Source organism: Pseudomonas sp. 7-41, from assembly GCF_021233075.1.
Taxonomy (GTDB): Bacteria; Pseudomonadota; Gammaproteobacteria; order Pseudomonadales; family Pseudomonadaceae; genus Aquipseudomonas; species Aquipseudomonas veronii.
Genome location: NZ_CP089551.1, coordinates 2,436,971 through 2,461,595, shown reverse-complemented (window position 1 = coordinate 2,461,595; position 24,625 = coordinate 2,436,971). Strand labels below are relative to the sequence as shown.

The window sequence follows — 24,625 nt, the reverse complement described above, 5'->3', positions numbered from 1 at the left end:
CTGGCGCAGCCGCGCTGCGCCAGGCTCGCAAGGGCTAGCCGCAAGCGGCGAGCGCGGTGTCCAGCGCCGCGACGATCAATTCGGCCTCCCCGCCCGTGAGGGTCAGCGGTGGCGAAAGAACGATTTTGTTGCCGATCGGCCGCACCAGCACCCCGGCGCGGCGTGCCGCGTCAGCGATCCGCAAAGGCTGCCCGGCCGCCGGGTTCAGCGGTTCGCGGGTGGTTTTGTCCGCCACCAGGTCGAGGGCAATCATCAGGCCCTTGCCGCGCACTTCACCGACCACGGCGTAACGCTCGGTCAGTGCTTGCAGCTGTTCGAGCAATTGCCCGCCGACCTTGGCGGCGTTGCCCGGCAGGTCCTCGGCTTCGACGATATCCAGCACCGCCAGGGCGGCCGCGCAGGCGGTCGGATGCCCGCTGTAGGTGTAGCCGTGCATGATCACGTTGCTGAAGCCTTCGCCGTGCTCAATCGCGTCGACGATGCGCTGATTGAACATCGTTGCGCCCAGCGGGATATAACCGGCGGTGATGCCTTTGGCCAGGCACAGCATGTCCGGCGCGACACCCCAGCCGCGGCTGCCGAGCATGCAGCCCGAGCGACCGAAACCGGTGACCACTTCGTCGGCGATCAACAGAATGCCGTGGCGGTCGCACACCTCACGCAGGCGCTTCCAGTAGTCGTCCGGCGGCACGATCACGCCACCGGCGCCTTGCACCGGTTCCGCGATCAACGCGGCGATGGTCTGCGCGCCCAGCAAGGCGATCTGATCTTCAAGCTGGCGAATGCAGTGTGCGGTCAGCGCTTGCGGGTCCCGGCAGTCCCAAGGGTTGCGATACAACCATGGGGTGTCGAGCAAATGGCATCCGGCCAACAACGGCCCGTGGTTGTAGTGATAAACCCCATTGCCGCCCACTGACGTGCCGCCCATGTGTACGCCGTGATAACCGTTGCGCAGGGACAAAAAGCGCGTGCGCCCCGGCTCGCCGCTGGCGATCCAGTACTGGCGGGCCATTTTCAGTGCGGTCTCCACCGCATCGGAGCCACCGGAACTGAACAGCACACGCGTCATCTGCTCCTGGGCGAACATCGACGTCAGCCGCTCGGCCAGGTCGAACACCCGCGGATGGGCAATGCCGTCGAAGGTCTGGTAATACGCCAGTTCGTCGAGTTGCGCGGCAATCGCGGCCTTGACCGACGCACGGTTGTGCCCGATGTTGACGTTCCACAGGCCGCCCACGCCGTCGAGCATGCGCTGGCCGTCGATGTCGGTGATGTAGTTGCCGTCGCCACGGGCAATGATCAAGGTCTTGGCACGCTGCGCCGGGGCGCTGGAACTCATCGGATGCCAGAATTTCTTCTGCGCAGTTTTGTATTTTTCGTACATGGCTCAGGCCCTTACTCAGCGTCACGGTTGTGGACAAACAACAGCTGTTGCCCGGTGAATTCCAGCAGCCCTTCAAGGCCGAACTCGACACCGAACCCGGACATCTTGCTGCCGCCGAACGGCGTGTTCGGCTGGATGCGGGCATGGCAGTTGACCCATGCCACGCCGCTTTCCAGACGGCTGGCCAACGCCGTCGCCTGTTCGACGTCCGGCCCCCAGACCGAGCCGCCCAAGCCCATGTCGCCCGCATTCGCGCGACGCAGCACGTCTTCCACATCCTGATAGGCGATCAACGGCAACACCGGGCCAAACTGCTCCTCGTCGACCAGCCGCTGGCCGTCCGTGACATCGGCGACCAGCGTGGGTGGATAAAAGAACCCCGGACGCTCCAGGCGCGCGCCGCCGCACAAAACCCGCGCGCCGTGTTCGCGCGCATCGGCGACCAGTGCCTCGACCAGTTGCAGTTGCTCCAGGTTCTGCACCGGACCAAACGTGACCCCCGGCGCCAGGCCGTCACCGACGACCTGGCGTGCGGCGATGCGCGTCAGTGCATCGGCAAACGCCGAGTACTGGGACTCATGAACGTACAAACGCTTGAGGGCCGCACAGGTCTGGCCCATGTTGAGGAACGCTGCCTGGAAAATCGCTTCGGCGACCTCTTCCACCGGCGTGCCCGGCAGTACGATGGCGGCATCGTTGCCGCCCAGTTCGAGGGTCAATCGCTTGAGGTTGCCGGCAGCGCCGCGCATCACGCTTTGCCCGGTGGCGGTCGAGCCGGTGAAGACGATCTTCTGGATACCGGGGTGGGAGGTGATCGCGCTGCCGAAACCTTGCTCACCGGTCACGCAATTGATCACCCCGTGGGGCAGATGCCGAGCGATGATGTCCACCAGGCGCAAGGTGCTCAATGGCGTCAGGCTCGAGGGTTTGCTGATCACGCAATTGCCGGCACGCAACGCCGGCATGATGTGCCACACGGCAATCATCACCGGCCAGTTCCACGGTGTGATGGAAGCCACCACGCCCAGCGGCTTGCGGTGCAACTCGACACGCTGGGTGGGGGTTTCTTCCACCAGTTCCACGGGGATCTGTTGCGCGGCGGCATAGCGGGTCCACGCGGCGGCGCCCATGACTTCGGACAACGCCAGCTCCAGCGGTTTGCCCTGTTCGAGAACGATCAACCGGGCCAGGGCGTCGGCATCCTGTTCGATCGCCTCGGCAATCGCCAGCAGGCGCTCGCAACGCAGCGCGTGAGTGCTGTGCCGCCACGTTTTGAAGGCCGCCTGGGCAGCCGCCACCGCCTGGTCCAGTTGCGCCAGGGAACCGGCCGGGCACTGTGCGAATGCGGTGCCGGTGGCTGGGTTGATCACGTCAAACTGCCCGTTTTCACCGGCAACCTGAACCCCGTTGATCAGCATCGTGTAATGGTGCATGTGCAATTTTCCTTTAACGCAGGCACGCCTTGTCGGACACCGACAAGCGCACAGTTCGCAGTAGAGTTGTACCGGGTTGATGCCTTAGAGCTTGTGGCTGCCCAACGCCAGGAACCGCTGGGGCGATACCTTGCGCAAGCGCGCGGCGAGAAAGATGCCGCCGAGCAGGGCCAGGGGGATGACGGCGCACAGGCTGTACGACAACAGCTTGCTGGCGCCCGTGAGCACATCGAAATGCGCCACCGCCAGTACCAGCACCATCAGTAATGCCAGGCAGGAGATCCCCGGCAGAATGCGCCCGCGCAAAACGCTGACGTTGAGCTCGGGATGCCGGTGAAAATACACACACACCGCGACCGAGGTCATCGCCATCAACAAAATCACGCACAGGGTGGCGAGGTTGGAGAACCAGGCGAACAGTTGCAGGATCGGGTCCGCATCCAAGGCGGCGAAGATCAGCACTACCACCGCCGCGATCAGGCTCTGCAAGGCCGAGCCCATATGCGGGCTCTGATGCACGCGGTGCGTGGTGCCCAGCAGACTGTGCAGCAGGCCGTCGCGGCCGATCGCGTAGAAGTAGCGCGCGGCGGCGTTATGGAATGCCAACAGCCCGGCGTAGATACTGACCATGAACAGCACGCGGATGATCTGGGTCAGGTATGGCCCGACGAAGTGATCGGACATGCCGTAGATAAAGGTCGTGGGGTCCTGCAATGCCTGCAGCATCGGCACGATCTTGTCCGCGCCCACGCCCACCACCATCGCCCAGACCGACAGCGCATAGAACCCACCGATCAACAGCACCGAACAGTAGGTGGCAATCGGAATGGTGCGCTGCGGGTTTTTCGCTTCCTCGCCGTAGATCGTCGTGGCCTCGAAGCCGATGAAGGCGGCGAAGCAGAACAGCAGGCCGATCGACGGCGTACCGCTGAACACATGCTGGCTGCTGAATGCGTCGAGATTGACCCCGCTGTCACCGCCGCTCTTGAGAATGGCGAAGTCGAGGGTGAGGATCGCCAGGTACTCCGCGATCACCACGACCGACAATACCCGGGCCGACAGATCAATCTTGCGATAACCGAGGACCGCAATACTGGCCATCGCCATCAGCGAATACGACCACCACGGCAACACCAAGCCAACCACGCTCTCCATGGTGCCGCTGACCACGCCGCCGAACATGCCATACAGGGCGATCTGGAGAATGTTATAGGCAAACATCGCCAACACCGCCGCCGAGCCCCCGGCCAAACCGCCCAGGCCACGCGAGGTGAAGGCATAGAAACCGCCAGCGTTGGTGAGGTGCCGGGACATGGTGGTGTAACCCACCGAGAACGCCAATAGCACCAGCAAGGCGAGAAGCAGCAACGCCGGGGTGCCGGCACCGTTACCCAGCATGATGCCAATCGGAAAACCGCCGGCGATGACACTGAGCGGACTCGCCGCCGAAACCACGAAAAAGATGATGAAGCCGACACCCAGGGCGCCTCGCTTCAACTCCGTGGAGCTGTTGACCTGAATAGATACACTCATGTTATTGACCTTATTGTATGAGGCAGTCGCTGTGGGGTGGCTCCGATCAAGGCTCTATCGGCACCGGGTAGCGCTTTTATTTTTTGGCTTGCACGCTGTATTCGATCCTATGCCCCCCTACAAACCCCTCGCTATCCCAAATCGGTAGCATCGCCTGCACCGCCCCAAAACAGTTCAGCGTCCAGCACCGTTCCCCGCCGATTTGGGATAACCCTCCGGATGTTCATCCCTGCACTCTAGGGTCGCCGTGCTATGCCCGGATGTCGGCTAGCAACAATAAGAAACGACGGCGCCCACCAGGCTATTACAGCCCATAGAGCCCTCACGCGCAGGAACCCCCAGCCATGCCTTTTGCTCACCTGACTATTCAATGGCGCATCACACTCCTGAGCGGGCTGTGCCTGCTGGCCGTTGTCGCCGCATTGACCGGCGCCTCGCTGTACCAGAATCAACAAAGTGCAGAACTGCTCAAGGCACGCAGCACTCAGTTGCTGGCGCAAGCGGCCACGGAGCACTTGCAGGCCCAGGCGGTTGCCCACGGTCAGCAGGTTGCGCGGTTTTTCAATGAGACGGCGCTGTATGGCGAAGGCTTCGCGCAACAGGTCCTGCAACTGCGCGAACAAACCCTCAATGGCCGCCTCTCGGCGACACAACTGCGCGAGACACTGGTGAACATTACTCGCCAGACACTGCTCAAGCGCGACAAAGTGCTCGGCCTGTACGTGGTGTTGCTGCCCGATGCGCTGGCGGGTGCCGACGCGCAGTTCACCGCGCAACGTGCGTTGGCAGGCAACGAAACAGGCCGGTTCGCGCTGTATTGGTCGCAGAGCCAACCGGGGCAGTTGGTCCAGGAAGTACTCACCGAGCCGCAAATCACCGCCAATCATGCGCCGGCGGGCAGTGAGCCGGAAAACGCCTGGTACGTCTGCCCGCAGGCCCAGGGCCGCACCTGTGTGGTGGCGCCCTATGAAAGCGAGGTGGAGGGCCGCAAAGTCCTGATGAGCAGCATTTCGATTCCACTGATCGCCAACGGCACGACGATCGGCGTGGTCGGCATGGACATCGGCCTCGACACCCTGCAGAAACTCGCGGCCAACCTGCGCCAGGATCTGTACCAGGGCGCCAGCGCAGTCAGCATAGTCGCAAACTCGGGCCAGGTGGCCGGGCGCAGTGGCGAGGTCTCGGGCGCCAGCATCGACATCAGTCAGGCCGTCCAGACCGTGGCGGGCAGCCCACCGTGGACGTTGCAGTTGAAGGTGCCGCAAGCCGTGGCGCAGGCCCCCGTTCGGCAGATGCAGAGCGAACTGGATGCCCAACGCCGCCAGGCCAATTGGCTCAACCTGGGCCTCGGTTTGCTCGCCAGTTGCCTGGGCATGCTGCTGATCTGGCTGGCGGCCTACGGCGTGACGCGCCCGCTGCTGAAGGTGGCCAGCCTGCTCGATGCGATTGTCGACGGCGACGGTGATCTCACCCAGCGCCTGCCGGTGGCTCGCCACGATGAGCTGGGCGCACTGAGCAACGGTTTCAACCGTTTCCTGGACAAATTGCAGCCGATCATCCGCGACATCCAATCCGCCTCGCGGGACACGCGCACCAGTGCCGACACGTCCTCGGGCATTGCCCGGGAGGTCAGCGCAGGCATGCAGCGCCAGTACCGTGAAGTGGAACTGGCGGCGACCGCGCTGCATGAAATGAGCGCCAGTGCCCAGGAAGTGGCGCGCCACTCGCACTCTGCCGCCGACGCCGCGAGCGCCGCGGAAAGCGCGAGCCGCTCCGGTCAGGCCGTCTTCGCCAGCGCCGTACACAACATCGAACACCTCGACCAGCGCCTGGACGCCACACTCAAGCAGGTACACGCCCTCGCCGACAGCAGCAGCCAGATCAGCCAGGTGCTGGACGTGATCTGCACCCTCGCTCAACAGACCAACCTGCTGGCCTTGAATGCGGCCATCGAAGCGGCCAGAGCGGGCGAACAAGGGCGCGGTTTTGCGGTGGTGGCCGATGAAGTCAGGCACCTGGCCAGCAACACCCAGAGTTCGGTCGAACAGGTGCGCAACGTGATCGAGAGGTTGCAACAGCTGAGCCAGGAGGTGGTACACAGCACTCAACTGAGTCGCGAACAAGCCGGCAGCAGCGTGATCCAGGTGCAACAGACGCGTGCGGCGCTGCAGAACATCTCCCAGGCCGTGGACGTGATCGAGCAGATGAACCAGCAGATCGCCAGCGCCGCCCTGGAACAAAGCACCGTCGTGGACGATATCAGCCAGCGTGTCAGTGACATCCGTGGCATCAGCGAAACACTCAGCACGCGCATGAACGAGGCCTCCAGGGCCAGTGACTCACTGCATGAAATGGCCAACCATCAGCAGAACCTGGTGGGCCATTTCCGTGTGTGAGGGGCAATGCAGCGCAACTGAGCTACAGTGGCCGGCCTTCGACACCTTACCCATCGAGCCCTGCCCATGACCGCTTCGCGACGCTGGTTGATCCTGGCCATTATTTCCAGCGCATTGCTGCTCATCGTGATTGACATGACCGTGCTGTACACCGCGTTGCCGACACTGACGCGCGAGCTTGGTGCGACGGCGTCGCAGAAACTGTGGATCATCAATATCTATGCGCTGATCGCCGCCGGGCTGTTGCTGGGTATGGGCACGCTCGGCGACCGCCTTGGGCATAAACGGCTATTTATCGGGGGGTTGAGTGTATTTGGGCTGTGCTCGCTGATCGCAGCCTTCTCGCCTTCGGCCAGCGTATTGATCGGCGCGCGGGGGTTCCTGGCGGTCGGCGCAGCGATGATGATGCCCGCCACATTGGCCCTGGTCCGGTTGACGTTCACCGACGAGCGCGAACAGGCCATGGCGTTCGGGATCTGGGCCTCGGTGGCCTCGGGGGGCGCGGCGTTCGGGCCGGTGGTGGGTGGCTTGTTGCTGGAGCATTTCTGGTGGGGCTCGGTGTTTCTGATCAACGTGCCGATTGTGCTGCTGGCGTTGCTCGTCGGCGTGCTGTTGATCCCCGACCACCCGGGAAACCCCGAACGACGTTGGGACTGGCTGGGTTCGCTGCAGGTGATGATCGGCTTGATCAGCATGGCGTATGCCGTCAAGGAACTCGGCAAACGCCTGCCCTCCTTCGACGCCATGCTGGTGGCGGTCGTACTCGGTGCGCTCTGCCTCACGCTGTTCATTCGGCGCCAACGCCGAGCGACGCAACCGATGCTCGATCTGTCGTTGTTCAGCACGCCCGGATTCAGAAATGCCGTGATTGCAGCGCTCGTGTCCGCCGCCGCCTTGATTGGCATGGAACTGGTGTTCAGCCAGCGCCTGCAGCTGGTGCTGGGCCTGTCGCCGCTGGACGCGGCGCTGTTCATCCTGCCGCTGCCACTGGGCTCCTTTGTCGCCGGCCCGCTTGCCGGCTACTACCTGCCGCGCCTGGGCAACCAACGCATGCTGTTCTGGACATTGCTGCTGTCAGCCGCCGCGATGCTGGCCTATGTGTCGCTGTACAACGCCGCAGTGCCGCTGCAAATCGTCAGCCTGGCGCTGCTGGGCCTGACCATGGGGGCGGCACTGACCGCAGCTTCGAGCACCATCATGCTCAGCGTGCCCGCCGACAAGGCCGGCATGGCCGCCTCCCTTGAGGAAGTCTCGTTCGAACTGGGCGGTGCGGTGGGCGTGACACTGGCAGGCAGCCTCTTGTCAGCGATCTACGCGTACTCGACAGGCCTGATGATCCCGTCATGGCTGAGCCGAAACCCCATGACATTCGAGAGCCTCGACGACGCGCTGAAAGTCGCCGAGACCTTGTCACCCGAGGGCGCCACCATGCTGACGGCGTTCGCCCGTTCGGCGTTTGATGCAGGCTTCGTGGTCGTGCTGGTGACGATGGCGATACTGTTGTTGATGGCCGCACTGCTGGTCAAGCTGAGCCGGCAGGCGCAGTGAAACCGCGCCCTTGGGCTCGATCAGCGGCTCACCACACGGCGATATGCGAATCCGTCCGCGGCTCGGTCCCCCCGCACAGCACGCCGCTGACCGGGTCGCGCAGAATGATCTGCCCGCGCCCGTAGTCGGTCAGGTCGCTGTCGGTCTGCACCTTATGCCCGCGCCGCGCCAGTGCATTGACCAAGTCCCGCGAAGCGCCGTGTTCGATGCCGACCTTCATGTCGCCCAGCCATTGCCAGCGCGGTGCGTCCAGGGCCGCCTGGGGGTTGAGGCCGAAGTCCACCAGGTTCATCACCATCTGCACATGGCCCTGGGGCTGCATGTAGCCGCCCATCACGCCGAACGGTCCGAGAGCCTGGCCGTCCTTGGTGAGAAAGCCCGGGATGATGGTGTGGAAGGTTTTCTTGCCCGCGGCCAGGCAGTTGGCGTGGGCCGGATCGAGGCTGAATTCCTGCCCGCGATTCTGCAGGGCGATGCCGCTGTCGGGCAGCACCACGCCGGAGCCGAAGCCGTGGTAGTTACTCTGGATGAACGAAACCATATTGCCTTCGGCGTCCGCCGTGGCCAGGTACACCGTGCCGCTGGCGTGGGGGTCGCCGGGCTTGGGCGGCTGCGCCTGTTCACCGATCTGGCTGCGGCGGCGCGTGCTGTAGGCGTCGCTCAGCAGATCGGCCACCGCCACACGCATATGCTGGGGGTCGGTGATGTAGTGCAGGCCGTCGCTGTAGGCGAGCTTCATCGCTTCCAACTGACGGTGCCAGGTCTGTTGGCTGTCGCGGTGATCGAAGCTGAAGCCTTCAAGGATCTTCAGCGTCATCAACGCCACCAGCCCCTGCCCGCTCGGCGGAATTTCCCAGACGTCCACGCCGCGATAATTGATATGGATCGGCGCCACCCACTGCGCGCGGTAATCCTTGAGGTCGCTGGCGCGCAGGTAACCGCCGCTGGCGCGGGAGTGCGCGTCAAGGCGCTCGGCCAAGGCGCCGCGATAGAGACTTTCGCAGCGGGTCGCGGCGAGTTCTTCCAGCGTGTGGGCCTGGGCCGGGTTGCGGAAGATCTGCCCGGCCTGTGGTGCGCGCCCGTCGATCAGGAACGTGTCGAACCAGGCGTCCAGCACCGCGTCGCGATGGGGGCTGAATTCATTCAGGGCGATCTGCCATTGATGGGCGACCACCGGCGACACGGGGAAACCGTCGCGCGCCAGGCTGATCGCCGGTTGCAGCAGTTCGGCAAAGGGCAACTTGCCGAAGCGTTGCGACAGCTCCGCCCAGGCCGATGGACAACCGGGCACGGTGACCGGTGTCCAGCCGTACAGCGGCATCCGCTCATGGCCCGCCGCCTTGACCGCCTCGATGTTCAAGGCGGCCGGCGCGTGGCCGTTGCCGTTCAGGCCGTGCAACTGGCCCTTGCACCACACCAGGGCAAAGGCATCGCCGCCCAGGCCGCAGCCGGTGGGTTCCACCACGGTGAGCGCCGCCGCCGTGGCGATGGCGGCATCGATGGCATTACCGCCCTTTTGCATGATCTCGATCCCGGCCTGGGCGGCCAGCGGTTGGGACGCCGCGACCATGCCGCGACGGGCGAAGACGCTTTGGCGTTGCGACGGATAAGGGTACTCGTGAGCAGAAAATTTCAACATGGCAAAGGCTCTTCAAAAAAAGTCATAACACGCGGCTGAGAAAGGCTCGGGTACGCGGATGGCTGGGGTGGCTGAAGATCTGTTCCGGCGGGCCCTGCTCGATCAGTTCGCCCTGATCGAGCACCACCACGCGGTCGGCCACTTCACGGGCGAAGCCCATCTCATGGGTGACCACCACCATGGTCATGCCCTCCTCGGCCAGTTCTTTCATCACCTGCAGCACTTCGCCGACGGTTTCCGGGTCGAGGGCGCTGGTGGGTTCGTCGAACAGCATCGCCTGGGGCTTCATCGCCAGCGCGCGGGCGATCGCCACCCGTTGCTGCTGGCCGCCGGAGAGCATCGATGGGTAATGGCTGGCCTTGTCCGCCAGGCCGACCCGCGCCAGCAGGCCACGGGCCTGTTCCAGCGCTTGCGCACGCGGCGTGCCGAGCACCTGGATCGGCGCTTCGATGATGTTTTCCAGCGCGGTCATGTGCGGGAACAGGTTGAAACGCTGGAACACCATGCCGATGTCGCGGCGCTGACGGGCGATGTTGCGCTCTGAATCGCGCACCAGGCTGCCGTCGCTGCGCTCGCGATAACCCATGGCGCGACCGTTGACGCGGATGCGTCCGCCCTGGATGTCTTCCAGCAGGTTGATGCAGCGGATAAAGGTGGTCTTGCCGGAGCCGGAGGCGCCGATCAGCACCACTACCTCACCACGGCGTACTTGCAGCGAGATGCCCTTGAGAATCGGCAATGTACCGAACGACTTGTGGATATCCAGCGCTTCGATGATCAGTTCTTCACTTTGGTGCGCCATGGTTAACGTCCCCTCAGCAGTTTCAGGGTGCTGCGCCCGAACAGGCGGCTGGACGCCGTCGGCGGCGCGGTGGGCCGGTCGGACTGGCTGAAGCGCGTCTCCAGCCAGCGTTGGAAAAAGCCCCACAGTGTCGTCAGCGTCAAGAAGTAGAGGGCGACCACCAGGTACAGCTCAAATACGCGGAAGGTCGCCGAGGTGATCATCTGCGTACTGAGCAGCAGCTCCTGCACACCGATCACGCTGACCAGGGTGGTGTTCTTGAGCATCACGTTGAACTCGTTGCCCAGCGGCGGCACGATCACCCGGAAGGCCTGGGGCAGCACGATGCGCCGCATCAGCTTGGCGAAGCCCATGCCCAGGGAACGCCCGGCTTCGTATTGGCCCTTGTCCACCGCGCCGATACCGGCGCGGATGATCTCGGCCATGTACGCGCCTTCGTTGAGGCCCAGGGCGATGATGGCCGCCTGGATATTGCCGGGCACGATCAGGCCGAACAGCTCGATGTCCTCGAAGCGGAAAATCCCGCCCGCCGCCAATGCGGTGTACAGAAACACGATCTGCACCAGCAACGGCGTGCCGCGCATCAACCACACATAAAAGCGCACCGGCAGGTGCAACAGCGGGTTCTTCGACAAGCGCAGCAGCGCCGCCGCCAGCCCCAACACGCAGCCGAGCAGCATCGCCAGCACGCTGATCAGGCAGGTCAACCAGAGCCCGGTGAGGTACACCCCGCTGGGCTGTAGCAGGTACTGCCAGAACACATCCCAATTGAAATTCATCGCAGGTTTGCCTCAGTCGAGTGTGTCGCTGCTGACATGCCATTTGTCCAGCAACCGCACATAGCTGCCATCGCTGCGCATGTCGCTGATGATCTGCTGCACGGCGGCGGTCAGTTGCGGGTCGTCCTTGCGCATGCCCAGGCCAGTGAGGATGCGACTGAACGCCGGCACGCCTTCCTGGAACAGGTCCGGGGCCATGGCCGCGTAGTAACCGGCGGTTTCCACGGTGGTGCCGTAGGCGTCGACCTGGCTGATGCGCAGGGCCTGGAACGCGTCGGTGTCGGTGTTGTAGACCACCAGCTTCATCGGTGGCTTGCCTGCCTTGGTCAGGCTGTCGTTCTGGGTGTCCAACAGGGTCTTGATGGTGGAACCGTTGAGCACCGCCACTTTGTGCGCGGACAGGTCATCCAGGGTCTTGATGCCCTTGGGGTTGCCCTTGGGCACCACCACCGACTGGCTGGAATACATGTAGTTGACGATGTCGATCACCTGTCGCCGTTCGGGCTTGTCGAACAGTTGATCGACAATCATGTCGCACTGCTGGGCGAGCAACGCCGGCACCAGCCCGGAGAACGGAATCACCCGCCATTGCACCTGTTTGTCGCCCAGGCGCTTGGCGATTTCCACGCCGAGGTCGACGGTGAGCCCGCGCGGTTTCTGGGTTTCGTCGAAGGACACCAGGGGCGGTGAATCCATCCCCGAGCAGTAGATGAGCTTATCGACTTTCTGCAGACGCTCCGGTACCTGGGGCGCAGCGAAGGCCCATGGGGTACAGAGGCCGAGAGAGAGAGCCACCAGCAAGGCGCGGCGTTTATGCATGACCAGACACTCCAGTTCGTTGAATAACGGGGGCAGGACTCAACGTCAACACACAGGCGGGCTTGGGCCCGCTTCTATTGTTCCGATTGCAGGAATTGAATCAGCGCCGGCACGGTGCCTTCGATGTGCTCGCGCACCACAGCTTCGGCGCGCGCCGCGTCACCGGCACGGATGGCGTCGAGGATCACCGCGTGTTCCTGGCGCGCGCTGAGGGGTTTCTCACCGTGTTGCAACCACAAGCGCATGGGCGCCTCGACCAGTGAGTACAACGCCGAAATCTGCTTCATCAGCCGCGGCCGGCCGCTGAGGCTGCACAGGTATTCATGGAACGCGCGGTGCCGGCTGACCCACACGGCGCTTTCGTCGCGGTAGTCGTCCATTTCGTCCAGCAAGCGCTCCAGGGCCGCCAGTTGGCGCTCGCCGATACGACCGACCGCAACACGCACCGCCAGGCCTTCGAGGGCGCTGCGCATCTCGAAGACTTCGTGCAGCTCATCGATATCCAGGCCGCCGACGATGGCGCCGCGGTTGGGGCGCAAGGTCACCAGGCCCTGGGCATCCAGGCGGCGGAACGCTTCGCGCACCGGCATGCGGCTCATACCGATTTCACTGGCGATGTCTTCGGCAATCAGGCGGTCGCCCTTGCGGTAGCGGCCGCCGCAAATGGCATTGAGCAGGAAGTTGTAGGCCTCTTCCTCGGCAGTCAGGGGCTGACGGTCAACGTAAGCGGGGGCAAATTGCATTCGGCGGTACCTTTGCATTTTTGTATCCAATTATCCATAAATTCAAAAATGCACGAGGCGTGCCAGGTTCTGGCCTGTCGACTTAAGTGATTGATTTAGATGTAGTCGTCGGATACTTCGCAGTCGCCCATCCGATTCTGTCCAGACGATGTGCTACTAAAGAGGACAGTCCATGCACTATCCGTGAGCAGATCGGCAGCACCGTAACAACTGGATCGTCAGGCCCGCGCGCAGACGGCGATGGCGGCACGTGCGGTGTGCGACGGTAACTCGGCGAACAGCGCGTGGTACTCCGCGGCGAAATGGCTGAGGTGATAGAAGCCCCATTGGGCAGCGATATCGCCGATCGAGAGCTCCGACGCGCGGGTGGACATCAAGGTCCGGCGCACACCGTTGAGCCTCACGGAGCGCAGGTAGTTCAGGGGCGTGGTCTCGGCGACCGCGCGAAAGCTGTTCTGCACGGTGCGCCGACTGACTTGCAGGCGCTGGCACAAGTCGTTCACGCTGGGCACGCTGTTCAACTGCGCCGTCGCCAGACGGTGGCATTTCTCGACGATGAAACTGCCCGTGGAACTTGGGCTGCGTTGCTGCTTGTCACAGGCCGGGTCGGTCAAGAGTTGCAGCAGCTCGCCAAGCATGGCCTGTTCCAACGCCTGCTCCCGCTCGCGATCTCGCGTGCTGTCGAGCGCTTCGTGCATCAGGGCCTGGGAGAACATCGCCAGCAAGCGCCGACGAGCGCCGGCAACGCGCTGCGTGGACACCCTGATCACCGGCTGACGCAGCAACTGGCCGACCTCCTTCGCCGACGCCGTTTGCGCCAGTGCCTGCTCGAACAATTCACGCTCGAACGTGATGGACAACAACTCCATGCCCATCGGCATATGGAACATGAACTCCTCGCCACCGTGAAGGAAGAACAGGCTGCTGTCGTCCACCTCCCGCCCTTGCATCCGAACCGAACCCGGCACGGTGATCGGCACCGCAAAACACATCTTGCCTCGCGGCGCCGCGCCGTGTTGCACGACGCGCTGGTTGATCTGCTCGCGAAACACATGGCAACCGGCAGTCGACAGTTGCATGAGCGAACTCTCAGCCGAACCCGCGGTTAATTGACTGTAGTCCTGGCTCCATTCCTCGATGGTGGCCGCATGCACATGGATATCTTGAAAGTGGCTGATGAGCGGGTTTTTCATGGTGCCGAAAGCCTCTGCCAATATTCTTTTTTTTTGAGCATTCTTCCCGGCGATATTCGCACATAGCGCAAAACCTGCACATTCCTTTGTGCACGCCTCAATTCGCGGGGCGGCGCGCTCACGGCAGCCGTCTCAAGTGCCAATTCGGGCTAACGGCAAGCGGCGCGCCATAGGGATGATCGGCATACCTGAATCCTTGCACTGCGCGGATGCCCCGCGAGGCACTGGCCTCCTTCAAGGCTTGAGCGGTTCACACCGGTCCTCCATCACTTAGGCCTCAAACATGACTGAACATTTGAATCACTTCATCGCCGGCACTGGCGTCGAAGCCTCCGACGGCCGGCGCATTGCCCTGGTCAACCCCGTGACAGAACAGGTGTACGGCAGTTGCGCACGCGGCACGGCCGAAGACGTGGATCGCGCCGTAGCCGCCGCGCAGCGCCAACTCGAACATGGCGCCTGGCGCCAGCTCGATGGCGCCCAGCGTGGGCGGCTGCTGGTGAAACTGGCAGACCTGGTAGAGCGTGACACCGACGTGCTGGCCGACCTGGACGCCGACGCCATCGGCCGTTCGCCGCTCGAACCGCGCCGGCTGGACGTCCCCAACGCGGTCGCCAACCTGCGTGCCGCCGCCGGCTGGGCCAACCAGTTGGAGGGGCGCACCATTCCCACTGGCGGCTACTTCGGCACCAAGACGCTCTCGTACACAGTCCGCGAGCCGGTGGGCGTAGTCGGTGCGATCGTGCCCTGGAACTCGCCGCTGATGATCACCGTCTGGAAACTCGCGGCGTTGCTCGCCGCCGGCTGCACCGTGGTCATCAAGCCTTCGGAAGAAACGCCGCAGTCCGCCCTGCACCTGGCCGCGCTGGCTCAGGAAGCGGGTTTCCCCGATGGCGTGATCAACGTGGTCACCGGCTACGGCGCCGAGGTGGGCCGTGCGCTGTGCGAACACCCGCACGTCGCCAAGATCAGCTTCACCGGCAGCCCCGAAGCGGGACGCGAGATCCAGCGCACCGCCGGTGTGCTGTTCAAGCACGTGGCCTTGGAACTGGGCGGCAAGAGCCCGCAGATCGTCTTCGACGACGCGCCCTTTGACGACGCGCTGCGCGGTTGTGCCCTCGGGTTGTTCGCCAACCAGGGCCAGGTCTGTGCCGCCGGCTCGCGCATTTTGGTGCAGCGCGGCATTGCCGAGCGTTTCGCCGCAGCGCTGGCCGAGGCTGCGCGAGCGGTCAAGGTCGGCGATCCGCGCGAACCCGGCGTACAGATGGGCCCGGTGGCCAAGAAAGCACAATTCGATCGCGTTAACCGTTACATCCAACTGGGCATCGACCAAGGCGCTACTCTGCTCGCCGGCGGTGTATCGACGCCTGAGCGCGGCTGGTTTGTGCGGCCGACGATCTTCGCCAACGCCAACAACGAGATGGCGATCGCCCGCGACGAAATCTTCGGCCCCGTCGGCACCGTGATCACGTTCGACAGCGAAGAAGAGGCTGTCGCACTGGCCAACGATTCCACCTACGGCCTGGCCGCCACGGTGTGGACCACCGACCTGGCGCGCGCGCATCGCGTGGCCGCGGCGGTGAAGGTCGGCGCCGTGGGTGTCAACTGCTGGAGCCCGCTGGATGCCAACCTGCCCTGGGGCGGTGTCAAGACCAGTGGCATCGGACGCGAGGGCGGTTTCGGCGGCGCGATGGCCTACACCGAGGAGAAGGTCATCACCGTGCTGCTGCCCACCTGAAAAAAACCGGGCCTGACCGCCCCGCCGCCGTTGAGGCCTTTGATACCCATGGAGAGACCACGATGAACCCGACTGACGAACAGAGCACCGATCGGTATCCGACGTCCCTGCGCATGTTGCACTGGCTACGCGCCGCACTCGTCGCCGGCCTGCTCTGGGCCGGCTGGCATATGACCGGCATGCCTGACGAAGTGGCAAGCAAGTTCGAGCTCTATTACCCCTGGCACAAGTCCTTCGGGGTGCTGACGTTCCTGGTGGTGCTGGTTCAGATCGCCCTGCGGTTGCACAGCCCCAGGCTGCCACAGCCGCCGGGAACGCTGGCGAAGCATGAGCGGTTTGTGTCGAGACTGGCGCAACGCGTGATGTATGCGCTGCTCGTGATCGTGCCGCTGATGGGTTACTCGATGTCGAGCACCTACACGATGAGCGACGGGGTGTTCTTTTTCGGGATCAACCTGCCGGAGCTGCTGGCGAAAAATGACGACTGGTTCGTCGTCTTCCAGTGGCTGCACAAGGTACTTGCGTATACCTTGCTCGGGCTGATCCTGTTGCACATCGCCGGTGCGCTCAAGCACCGCTTCTACGACAAAGACCCTCGTAGCGACGTGCTGCGCCGCATGTTATGAATTGGCGCACGCCAACAACGCCGGCCAGCAGCGAACCCAACGCTGGAAGTTGACGGCCGACGCGTTACCTCTCAGGCTGACCACGCGCCGCCTCGCCCGCTCGGTGCGTGGTGGCTGACGTTCCCCGACCCACCGTTACACAGGCAGGTACTCATTTGAAGTGGAGCAGTAACGCTTGGAATTAAGACAACTGCGCTATTTCGTCAACATTGTCGAACACGGCAGCCTGGGCCGCGCAGCCCTTGAGCTGGACGTGGGCGTGTCGGCGCTGAGCCAGCAGATCGCCAAACTCGAAAGCGAACTCTCGACCCGCCTGCTGAACCGCACGACCACCGGCGTCACACCGACCCCGGCCGGCATGGCGTTCCTGCACCATGCGCAGTTGTGCTTGAGGCAAGCCGAGAATGCGATCCTGGCGGCACACCGTGGGCGGATGAGCGGGTATGTCACCGTGGGCTTGCCGCCCACCACGGCCACGGTGCTTGCCCTGCCCTTGATCAATGCGATGCGCGCGCGGTATCCGGATATTCAGTTGCACCTGATCGAGATGCTGTCCGGGCATCTGGCCACGCAACTCAATGCCCGCCAGATCGATCTGGCCATTTTGTTTCAACTTGAAGGGGGCAAGCGCTGGAGCGTGACGCCGCTGCTTGACGAGAAACTGTTTGTCATCTGCTCGCCGCACTTGCCGGATGCCCCGCAAGGAAGCTCTGTGCAAATGGCGGACCTGGGGCAACTGCCGCTGGTGATGCCGAGTGCGCAACACGGTTTGCGCTCAACGCTGATGGCGGCGTTCGAGCGGTCGGGGTTGACGCCCAACATCATCATGGAGGTGGATGGCCTGGCCGTGTTGATGAACGCTGTACGCGCCGGCCACGCGGCCACCATCCAGCCCGGCGCGGCGGTGGCGCTTAAAGGCGAGTCGGGGCTTTCGGTGGTGGAAATCGCCGATGCTCATGTCGGCCGGCGAAACCTGTTGGCGACACTGCCGGATGATGAGCTGGCGCCCGCGGCACTCGCGGCGCGGCTGGTCATCACCGATGTGGCGCGGCAGCTGGTGATCGATCATCAATGGCCGGGCGCCTCGTGGATCGAAGACATCACGCCCTGATCTCCAGCCGCCCTCGCCCGCGCTTCAGGGCCAGCGGCAACCCGCAAAGCCTTTACGAAAACTAAACACCCCAACCGCTAACGCGCCTTTCGACCCAACGCTCGCTGCCCTAAGGTCTCGCCACTCGCGAGGAGCCCTTCGTTCACGCCTCCTCGCGATCGAGGAGTGATGATGATCGACGTATTAGTCATTGGCGGCGGCAATGCCGCCTTGTGCGCGGCGTTAATGGCCCGAGAGGCCGGCGCCAGCGTGATGTTGCTTGAAGGCGCGCCCAAAGCCTGGCGCGGCGGCAACTCGCAACACACCCGCAACCTGCGCTGCATGCACGACGCGCCCCAGGATGTATTGGTCGAGGCCTACCCCGAAGAGGAGTATTGGCAGGATCTGCTGAAAGTCACCGGCGGGATGACCAACGAGAAGCTCGCTCGTCTGGTCATCCGCGCCTCATCGAACTGCCGTGACTGGATGCGCGCCCATGGCGTGCATTTTCAGCCGTCGTTGTCCGGCGCGCTGCATGTCGCGCGCACCAATGCGTTTTTCATGGGCGGCGGCAAGGCGTTGGTGAACGCGTATTACCGCAGCGCCGAGCGGTTGGGCGTGAACATCCGCTACAACGCGCAAGTGACCGACATCGAATTGAACGGGGGAACATTTGTCGCGGCCCACCTGAGCGCGCGCGATGCCGAAGGGCAACGTCTGCCCGCCGAACGGATCCAGGCCAGGACGTGCGTGCTGGCGGCGGGCGGGTTCGAATCCAACCGCGAATGGCTGCGTGAAGCGTGGGGGCAAAACGAGCGCGGCGAGTGGCCTTCGGACAACTTTCTGATTCGCGGCACGCGCTTCAATACCGGCGTACTGCTGCGGCGCATGCAGCAACTGGGCGCCGATTTTATCGGCGACCCGACCCAGGCGCACATGGTGGCCATCGACGCCCGCGCACCGCTGTATGACGGCGGCATCTGCACGCGTATCGATTGTGTATCGCTGGGCGTGGTGGTCAATCGCGACGGCGAGCGCTTCTATGACGAGGGCGAGGATTTCTGGCCCAAGCGCTATGCGATCTGGGGGCGCCTGGTCGCGGGGCAGCCCGGTCAACAGGCCTATTCGATCATCGACCAACAAGCCATCGGTCGGTTCATGCCGCCGGTGTTTCCGGGCACCAAAGCCAACTCACTGGAAGACCTGGCGCGCCAGCTGAAGCTCCCGGTGGCGCCATTTGTCAGCACCATCCAGGCCTACAACGCGGCCTGCCGCGTCGGTACGTTCGACCACACCGCCCTGGACGATTGCCGCACCGAAGGTTTGACGCCCGCCAAAACCCATTGGGCCCGCCCATTGGTCAAGCCCCCCTTCTGCGCCTACCCGCTCAAGCCGGGCGTGACCTTCACCTATTTAGGCCTCGCCACCGACGCTACCGCCGCCGTTCGCTTCAATGGCCAGGCGAGCCCGAACCTGTTCGTCGCCGGAGAAATGATGGCTGGCAACGTATTGGGCAAGGGCTACACCGCCGGCATCGGCATGGCCATCGGCACCGCATTCGGTCGCATTGCCGGCGTGCAAGCCGCCGCCGCGGCCGGCTTCATCACCCGTTCATCCCAGGAGCCGCAACATGCAGCTGTTTGATCCCAAGGCGCCGGGCACGCTGATTCCCGTCCTCAACCTTGATGAAAGCGAAGTCCAGCGACAAATGACGGTCTGCAATGCCTGCCGTTATTGCGAGGGCTTCTGCGCGGTATTCCCGGCCATGACCCGACGCCTGGAATTTTCTCAGGCGGACATCCATTACCTGGCGAACCTTTGCCATAACTGCGGCGCGTGCCTGCATGCCTGCCAGTACGCCGCACCGCATGAATTTGCGATCAATGTGCCCAAGGCCATGGCCAAAGTCCGCCTCGACACGTATGCCGAGTACGCCTGGCCGCAGGCGATGGGCACGTTATACCGGCGCAACGGGCTGACCCTGGCGCTGGCATCCGGCGCGGGGCTGGCGCTGTTCCTCTGCCTGACGTTGATGATGATGGGCAATCTGTTCACGGCAATGCCCGGGGGGAATTTCTACGGGATCTTCCCGCATAACACCCTGGCGCTGATGTTCGGCGCAGTGTTTGGTTTCGCGGTGCTTGCATTGGCGATCGGCGTGCGGCGCTTTTGGCGCAATGTCTCGCCGGTCGAGGCCTCCCGCGAGCAAACAACATCGGCGGCCCTGGAAGCGAGCGCCAATGTGGCCACGCTCAAGTACCTGGATGGTGGCCACGGCGAGGGCTGCAATAACGCCGATGATCGATTCACCTTGTGGCGGCGGCGCTTCCATCACTTCACCTTCTACGGCTTCATGCTGTGCTTCGCCGCCACCGGCGTGGCCACGCTCTACCATTTCCTGCTGGGCTGGTCGGCGCCCTACCCCGTCTTGAGCGTGCCGGTGATGCTCGGCATCGTCGGCGGGTTCGGGTTGCTGGTCGGCCCGGCGGGGCTCTTGTGGTTGAACCTGCGGCGCAACGCCGAACACGGCGATGAACAGCAGAAGCCCATGGATCGCGGCTTCATCGCACTGTTGTTTCTCGTCAGCGCCAGCGGCCTGGCACTCCTGGCGTTTCGCGAAAGCATGGCCCTGGGCCTGTTGCTGGCGATCCATCTCGGCCTGGTCATGGCTTTTTTCCTGACCATGCCCTACAGCAAATTCGCCCACGGCATCTTCCGCAGCGCCGCGCTGCTCAAATACTCCATCGAAAAACGTCAACCCAACCCCATCAACGCCGCAAGCGACTGATCGTCAAGACCGTCATTCCAAAAACAAGATTGATCACCACGGTAGCCATAATGAAAACAACAACACAAAACACCCCGTCCAAGGGTTCGAAACTGGGCGCCATCCTGCGGGTCACCAGCGGCAACTTTCTCGAACAGTTCGACTTCTTTCTGTTCGGGTTCTACGCGACCTACATCTCCCAGACGTTCTTTCCTGCCACCAGCGACTTCGCTTCGCTGATGATGACCTTCGCCGTATTCGGCTCCGGGTTCCTGATGCGTCCGCTGGGCGCTATCGTGCTGGGGGCGTACATCGACAAGGTGGGACGGCGCAAGGGCCTGATCGTAACGCTGTCGATCATGGCGGCCGGGACGGTATTGATTGCACTCGTGCCCGGCTACGCCAGCATCGGAGTGGCAGCACCGGTATTGGTGTTGATGGGACGACTGTTGCAGGGCTTCTCCGCCGGGGCGGAGATGGGGGGCGTTTCGGTGTACCTGGCTGAAATCGCCACGCCGGGCCGCTGCGGGTTCTACACCAGTTGGCAATCGGCCAGCCAACAAGTGGCGATCATTCTTGCGGCAGCGCTGGGTTACACGATCAACGCGTCCATGGCAGCCGCCGAGGTAGCCGCCTGGGGCTGGCGCATCCCGTTCTTTATCGGCTGCGTGATCATCCCGTTCATCTTCATCATTCGCCGTTCGTTGCAGGAAACCGAGGCGTTCAAAGCACGCAAGCATCACCCAACGGCCAATGAAGTGTTCCGCTCAATGCGCGACAACTGGCGCACGGTACTGGCTGGCGGTCTGTTGGCGTCGATGACCACCACCACGTTCTACCTGATCACCGTCTACACCCCGACTTTCGGCCGTTCGGTACTGAACCTGAGCACCACCGACAGCCTGGTGGTCACGCTCTTCGTCGGCCTGAGCAACTTCATTTGGTTGCCCATCGGCGGCACACTCTCCGACCGTATCGGCCGGCGCCCGTTATTGCTGGCGATCTCTTTGTTGTGCCTATGCACCGCTTACCCCGCCATGCATTGGCTGGCCGCCGCGGCCAGCTTCGAACGACTCCTCAGCGTGCTGCTGTACTTCTCGTTCTTCTTTGGCATTTACAACGGCGCAATGGTTGCCGCGCTGACTGAGGTGATGCCGCAGAACGTCAGGGTCGTCGGGTTCTCCCTGGCGTTCAGCTTGGCGACTGCAGTGTTTGGCGGCTTTACACCCGCCGTATCCACCCTTTTGGTGCAAGTAACCGGCGATAAGGCATCACCGGCCTACTGGCTGATGTTTGCGGCGTTGTGCGGGTTCACGGCGACGACGATCTTGTATCGCAAGCAAAACGCGGTGACGGTCAACGCCTGATAAGCGCGGTATCCCTGCAGGGCAGCCTCAGATTTTGAATTGCCCCAGCAAGCCTTGCAGGCGGCTGCCGATCGTATACAACTCATCGACGGTCTGGACGCCCTGCTGCGTCTGGTTGGTAACCGCGTCGATGGCGCGTGCGATCAGTTCACTATAAATAAATCTGTCCCCTTCTCCATGGGTACAACAAGGGGGCATATAGGGCTCAACAATCACTGAAAGTGCCGGCGCAAGCATGCGCCGGGTATCAGCTGAAGCAAAAAATCTACCGTTTAAGACTCTGACAAGATTGAAAGTACGGCTTTAAAAATACAACTTCCATCATCAACGGCTGATAATGCCTCGTATATTGCTTCGGTCGTTGCCATAAGCGAATCTTCTCCACCAGCTAAGGACAGCGCCGATACAGCCCGCGCTTGACTAAACAGCTGAAGGGCCTCCATACCTAATTCCTGCCCCTCATTCAGACTGTCTTGCAAATCAAAATATTGCTCATCTAACTTTTCAGCCAAAGCATCTAGCTCAGATAGTTGCTCAGTCGTAAGCTTATTACCAAATCGTAGTTGCGCAAGGGACTCAGCAACAACAGGCACGCCTACTGAGCTTGTCTGAAAAGCAAGTTCACAAGCAACTTTAACCGCACTTCGCCGTTGCTCTTTACTAGCCACTTTCAGCTTTTTTACAAGGCTTTTTCCAACCATTTCTAAACGCATAATCATTGTTTAGCCTTTAATGAAAAAAGGGGACGACTAACCGGTTGAGATTTGAACGTCCCCTGGCCCGAAAGGGTGCTCGCGCAAGGCGGGCCGAAGCCTGAAAAGGCGAAGTGGTGACCGGATCTGCTTTACCTATATACGCGAAGGGCGCATTTTTTCGTTTCTACCATCAGCGTTTCATGGCCATCGGCTTGCGCACATAGGACCTGGCGCCGTGTCGTAGGACATTCGTCACGCGAGCACCTATTTTTATTGAGGTCTCCATGTATGGATAACCTCTGCTCGAACGACAGGTCGGTCACGTCACTTCCAGAGCAACAGCATCAGGCATAAACTGGTGCTCTCACTCTGGCGTCTCGGCCTCGAATACTTGAGATGCTCCACCACCGGATTGTCCTGCTCGAAATTGGCGGATATGGAGCTATTGCTGCGCGATGAAGTGCGCCGGCAATCTCAGAGACTGGAGTAGGTTTGTGGGGATTCCTCAGACTCTGTCCCCTTTTATCCATTCATATCCCATCAAACTTCTCTCTTTAAAAACTCATAATGAGCATCATAATGAGCTAGGGGTTTCACAGGTAACCACTCTGATGGGATGTATGGTGTATCGACGACGACTTCATAACCATGTCTCCAGGCAATTTTTGCGTAGATGACACCAAAAGTTGAAATCAGACCTTCAGAATAACCGTTCTCACTATCAAACCTTCTCTTTATTGAGGCTGGTGTTGTCAGCTCGCGCAAAACAGATTCCATTTTTGATTTATCGCCCTCTGCCAGCGCAATGAAGAACTCATTGTCCAGCATAAATCTTTTCTTCGGTCCTGAAGGTGGGTGCGCAATCATCCTGGCACAACGGTCGCGCAACTGAGTAAAGTCTCCTTTAACAGCCAATCTAATTTGATAGGCTACAAAATCTGCGGTAGTAGTGGCCTGAATTCTTTTAGTATCAACGATGTCGTCGTTATTACAGAACCAACTAATCAGGGATTCATTATCAGAAACCAAGCTAGCCAAAAAATCAAATGTCTTCAACATGAAGTTCATTTTGTCGGTTTTCAGTGAATACCGATACTGGCGAAGACTGTCTGCTATAAAAAACCAAGCTTTCATTTTTTCCAATGATGAATTGCCAAACCACTCCTCTATAGCTTGAGCATACGCATGAGAAGACAAGCGATCCAAACAAGCGACAGGATCACCTTGCCCAGTTTTTATATTGGCAATGTAGCCAGCCAAGTTAAATCCGCCATCTAGGTGGCTTTTTACGTGTTCAATTCTAGATGTCGCGTTAATTTCGAGCTTGCCGTATCGACTCCAAGAAATCACTTGATCACTCTCACTTCAACTTAGCAATTATTAGTTGACCTGAACTGCGATCAACACCCGCCACACCCTTTACCAAACTACCATTTTCACGCGCCTTGTCTACCGCTTTATAAGCCTCGGAGCTTTTATCCAGACGTCCGAGCACCTTCTCTACCCACGAGTCAGACATTTGAACAACTTCGTTAGCATCACGAGAAAACGCCCCCCCCCAGTTATTTGTTTCGAATCCAAGACAATTACCGATTTACCATCAGCACTCATATACACATGATCAAATCCGTTATTACTTCCGTACTTGCCACCCTCTAAAGATTTAAGACCTTGCCGTTGTGATACGGATTCCACCAGTTCTTCGGTCAGAGCACCTGACTTGTCGAGCCCATCTGTAACCTGCTGCGCCAGCGCTTTTTCTGCTGGAGTGAGATCGGTAATAGCATACCCTCCCGCATTCAGTTTGGCTGAACTGACAAAACCTCCTGCGGTTGGCTCGACACCAGATAGCTCACCAATGGCAGGGATACCCGAAACGATCGGATCACGCTTCGGAATTACCGGCCGATCTGGAAGCTGCGTCGTTTCCCAATCACCCTGACCGCCGTCCGTACTCCAGTTCTTCGCCGTCTTCGCATCCAGCTCTGCGATCTGCTCACCGAGCTCGACACCGTCCTTCAGCGCCATTTTACCCAGGGGAAATAGGGGTCAGACCCTGAGGGATCCCTTAGA

The 24,625-nt window shown here is 61.7% G+C and carries 21 protein-coding genes and 1 pseudogene; 9 read left to right on the top strand and 13 right to left on the bottom strand.

Annotated elements, in window-relative coordinates; genetic code table 11:
- Positions 1-34: 34 nt before the first annotated feature.
- The 3 genes from LQ249_RS11175 to LQ249_RS11165 form a co-directional block, all read right to left on the bottom strand.
- Positions 35-1,384, bottom strand: a complete 1,350-nt coding sequence (locus tag LQ249_RS11175; RefSeq protein ID WP_046384092.1) for an aminotransferase class III-fold pyridoxal phosphate-dependent enzyme — start codon at positions 1,382-1,384, stop codon at positions 35-37.
- Between the two features lie 11 nt (positions 1,385-1,395).
- Positions 1,396-2,817 carry an aldehyde dehydrogenase family protein gene (locus tag LQ249_RS11170; protein ID WP_046384093.1) on the bottom strand — a complete coding sequence of 474 codons (1,422 nt, stop codon included), beginning with the start codon at positions 2,815-2,817 and terminating at the stop codon, positions 1,396-1,398.
- A gap of 84 nt (positions 2,818-2,901) precedes the next feature.
- Complete coding sequence (locus tag LQ249_RS11165; protein WP_046384094.1) at positions 2,902-4,350, bottom strand: APC family permease; 1,449 nt, start codon at positions 4,348-4,350, stop codon at positions 2,902-2,904.
- A 344-nt stretch (positions 4,351-4,694) separates the two neighbouring features.
- On the opposite strand from LQ249_RS11165, the pseudogene LQ249_RS31740 reads away from it, so the two are divergent.
- The 3 genes and pseudogenes from LQ249_RS31740 to LQ249_RS11155 form a co-directional block, all read left to right on the top strand.
- A pseudogene (locus LQ249_RS31740) lies at positions 4,695-5,888 on the top strand (PDC sensor domain-containing protein); the annotation flags it as partial.
- Between the two features lie 102 nt (positions 5,889-5,990).
- A complete protein-coding gene (locus LQ249_RS31735) occupies positions 5,991-6,746 on the top strand; it encodes a methyl-accepting chemotaxis protein (protein ID WP_371928148.1) in 756 nt (251 codons plus the stop codon).
- A 66-nt stretch (positions 6,747-6,812) separates the two neighbouring features.
- Complete coding sequence (locus tag LQ249_RS11155) at positions 6,813-8,294, top strand: MFS transporter (protein ID WP_232566456.1); 1,482 nt, start codon at positions 6,813-6,815, stop codon at positions 8,292-8,294.
- 28 nt (positions 8,295-8,322) lie between these two features.
- Here LQ249_RS11155 and LQ249_RS11150 read toward each other — a convergent pair whose 3' ends face one another.
- The 6 genes from LQ249_RS11150 to LQ249_RS11125 all read right to left on the bottom strand — a co-directional run bounded on the left by LQ249_RS11150 (position 8,323) and on the right by LQ249_RS11125 (position 14,269).
- Entirely contained in the window at positions 8,323-9,933 is a 1,611-nt protein-coding gene (locus LQ249_RS11150) for a gamma-glutamyltransferase family protein (protein WP_232566455.1), read from the bottom strand.
- Between the two features lie 22 nt (positions 9,934-9,955).
- Positions 9,956-10,735: an amino acid ABC transporter ATP-binding protein gene (locus LQ249_RS11145; protein WP_046384098.1), complete on the bottom strand. Its 780-nt coding sequence runs from the start codon at positions 10,733-10,735 to the stop codon at positions 9,956-9,958.
- Between the two features lie 2 nt (positions 10,736-10,737).
- Positions 10,738-11,514 carry an amino acid ABC transporter permease gene (locus LQ249_RS11140; RefSeq protein ID WP_046384099.1) on the bottom strand — a complete coding sequence of 259 codons (777 nt, stop codon included), beginning with the start codon at positions 11,512-11,514 and terminating at the stop codon, positions 10,738-10,740.
- A gap of 12 nt (positions 11,515-11,526) precedes the next feature.
- Positions 11,527-12,333, bottom strand: coding sequence for an ABC transporter substrate-binding protein (locus LQ249_RS11135; protein WP_046384100.1), 807 nt, complete (start codon positions 12,331-12,333; stop codon positions 11,527-11,529).
- A gap of 74 nt (positions 12,334-12,407) precedes the next feature.
- Positions 12,408-13,076, bottom strand: coding sequence for a GntR family transcriptional regulator (locus LQ249_RS11130; protein WP_046384101.1), 669 nt, complete (start codon positions 13,074-13,076; stop codon positions 12,408-12,410).
- A 218-nt stretch (positions 13,077-13,294) separates the two neighbouring features.
- The gene (locus LQ249_RS11125) at positions 13,295-14,269 is read right to left on the bottom strand and encodes a helix-turn-helix domain-containing protein (RefSeq protein ID WP_046384102.1); all 975 of its coding nucleotides are present in this window, start codon (positions 14,267-14,269) and stop codon (positions 13,295-13,297) included.
- A gap of 283 nt (positions 14,270-14,552) precedes the next feature.
- Between LQ249_RS11125 and LQ249_RS11120 the strand changes: the two genes are divergently transcribed.
- The 6 genes from LQ249_RS11120 to LQ249_RS11095 all read left to right on the top strand — a co-directional run bounded on the left by LQ249_RS11120 (position 14,553) and on the right by LQ249_RS11095 (position 21,857).
- Positions 14,553-16,007, top strand: coding sequence for an aldehyde dehydrogenase family protein (locus tag LQ249_RS11120; RefSeq protein ID WP_232566454.1), 1,455 nt, complete (start codon positions 14,553-14,555; stop codon positions 16,005-16,007).
- Positions 16,008-16,069: 62 nt separating this feature from the next.
- Positions 16,070-16,633 carry a cytochrome b gene (locus LQ249_RS11115; RefSeq protein WP_046384104.1) on the top strand — a complete coding sequence of 188 codons (564 nt, stop codon included), beginning with the start codon at positions 16,070-16,072 and terminating at the stop codon, positions 16,631-16,633.
- A 175-nt stretch (positions 16,634-16,808) separates the two neighbouring features.
- Positions 16,809-17,744, top strand: a complete 936-nt coding sequence (locus LQ249_RS11110; RefSeq protein ID WP_017846943.1) for a LysR family transcriptional regulator — start codon at positions 16,809-16,811, stop codon at positions 17,742-17,744.
- 171 nt (positions 17,745-17,915) lie between these two features.
- On the top strand, positions 17,916-19,367 hold the full coding sequence (tcuA, locus tag LQ249_RS11105) for an FAD-dependent tricarballylate dehydrogenase TcuA (RefSeq protein ID WP_017846942.1): 1,452 nt from the start codon (positions 17,916-17,918) through the stop codon (positions 19,365-19,367).
- A complete protein-coding gene (gene tcuB, locus LQ249_RS11100) occupies positions 19,354-20,511 on the top strand; it encodes a tricarballylate utilization 4Fe-4S protein TcuB (protein WP_017846941.1) in 1,158 nt (385 codons plus the stop codon). The genes tcuA and tcuB overlap by 14 nt, the downstream gene beginning before the upstream one ends.
- A 50-nt stretch (positions 20,512-20,561) precedes the next feature.
- On the top strand, positions 20,562-21,857 hold the full coding sequence (locus LQ249_RS11095; protein WP_108525711.1) for an MFS transporter: 1,296 nt from the start codon (positions 20,562-20,564) through the stop codon (positions 21,855-21,857).
- Between the two features lie 27 nt (positions 21,858-21,884).
- On the opposite strand, the gene LQ249_RS11090 is transcribed toward LQ249_RS11095, so the two are convergent.
- The 4 genes from LQ249_RS11090 to LQ249_RS11070 all read right to left on the bottom strand — a co-directional run bounded on the left by LQ249_RS11090 (position 21,885) and on the right by LQ249_RS11070 (position 24,580).
- Positions 21,885-22,094, bottom strand: coding sequence for a hypothetical protein (locus LQ249_RS11090; protein ID WP_232566453.1), 210 nt, complete (start codon positions 22,092-22,094; stop codon positions 21,885-21,887).
- A 35-nt stretch (positions 22,095-22,129) separates the two neighbouring features.
- Positions 22,130-22,576: a hypothetical protein gene (locus tag LQ249_RS11085; RefSeq protein WP_057004869.1), complete on the bottom strand. Its 447-nt coding sequence runs from the start codon at positions 22,574-22,576 to the stop codon at positions 22,130-22,132.
- 516 nt (positions 22,577-23,092) lie between these two features.
- On the bottom strand, positions 23,093-23,902 hold the full coding sequence (locus LQ249_RS11075; RefSeq protein WP_057004868.1) for an Imm49 family immunity protein: 810 nt from the start codon (positions 23,900-23,902) through the stop codon (positions 23,093-23,095).
- 150 nt (positions 23,903-24,052) lie between these two features.
- Entirely contained in the window at positions 24,053-24,580 is a 528-nt protein-coding gene (locus LQ249_RS11070; protein WP_126585832.1) for a hypothetical protein, read from the bottom strand.
- Positions 24,581-24,625 lie beyond the last annotated feature (45 nt).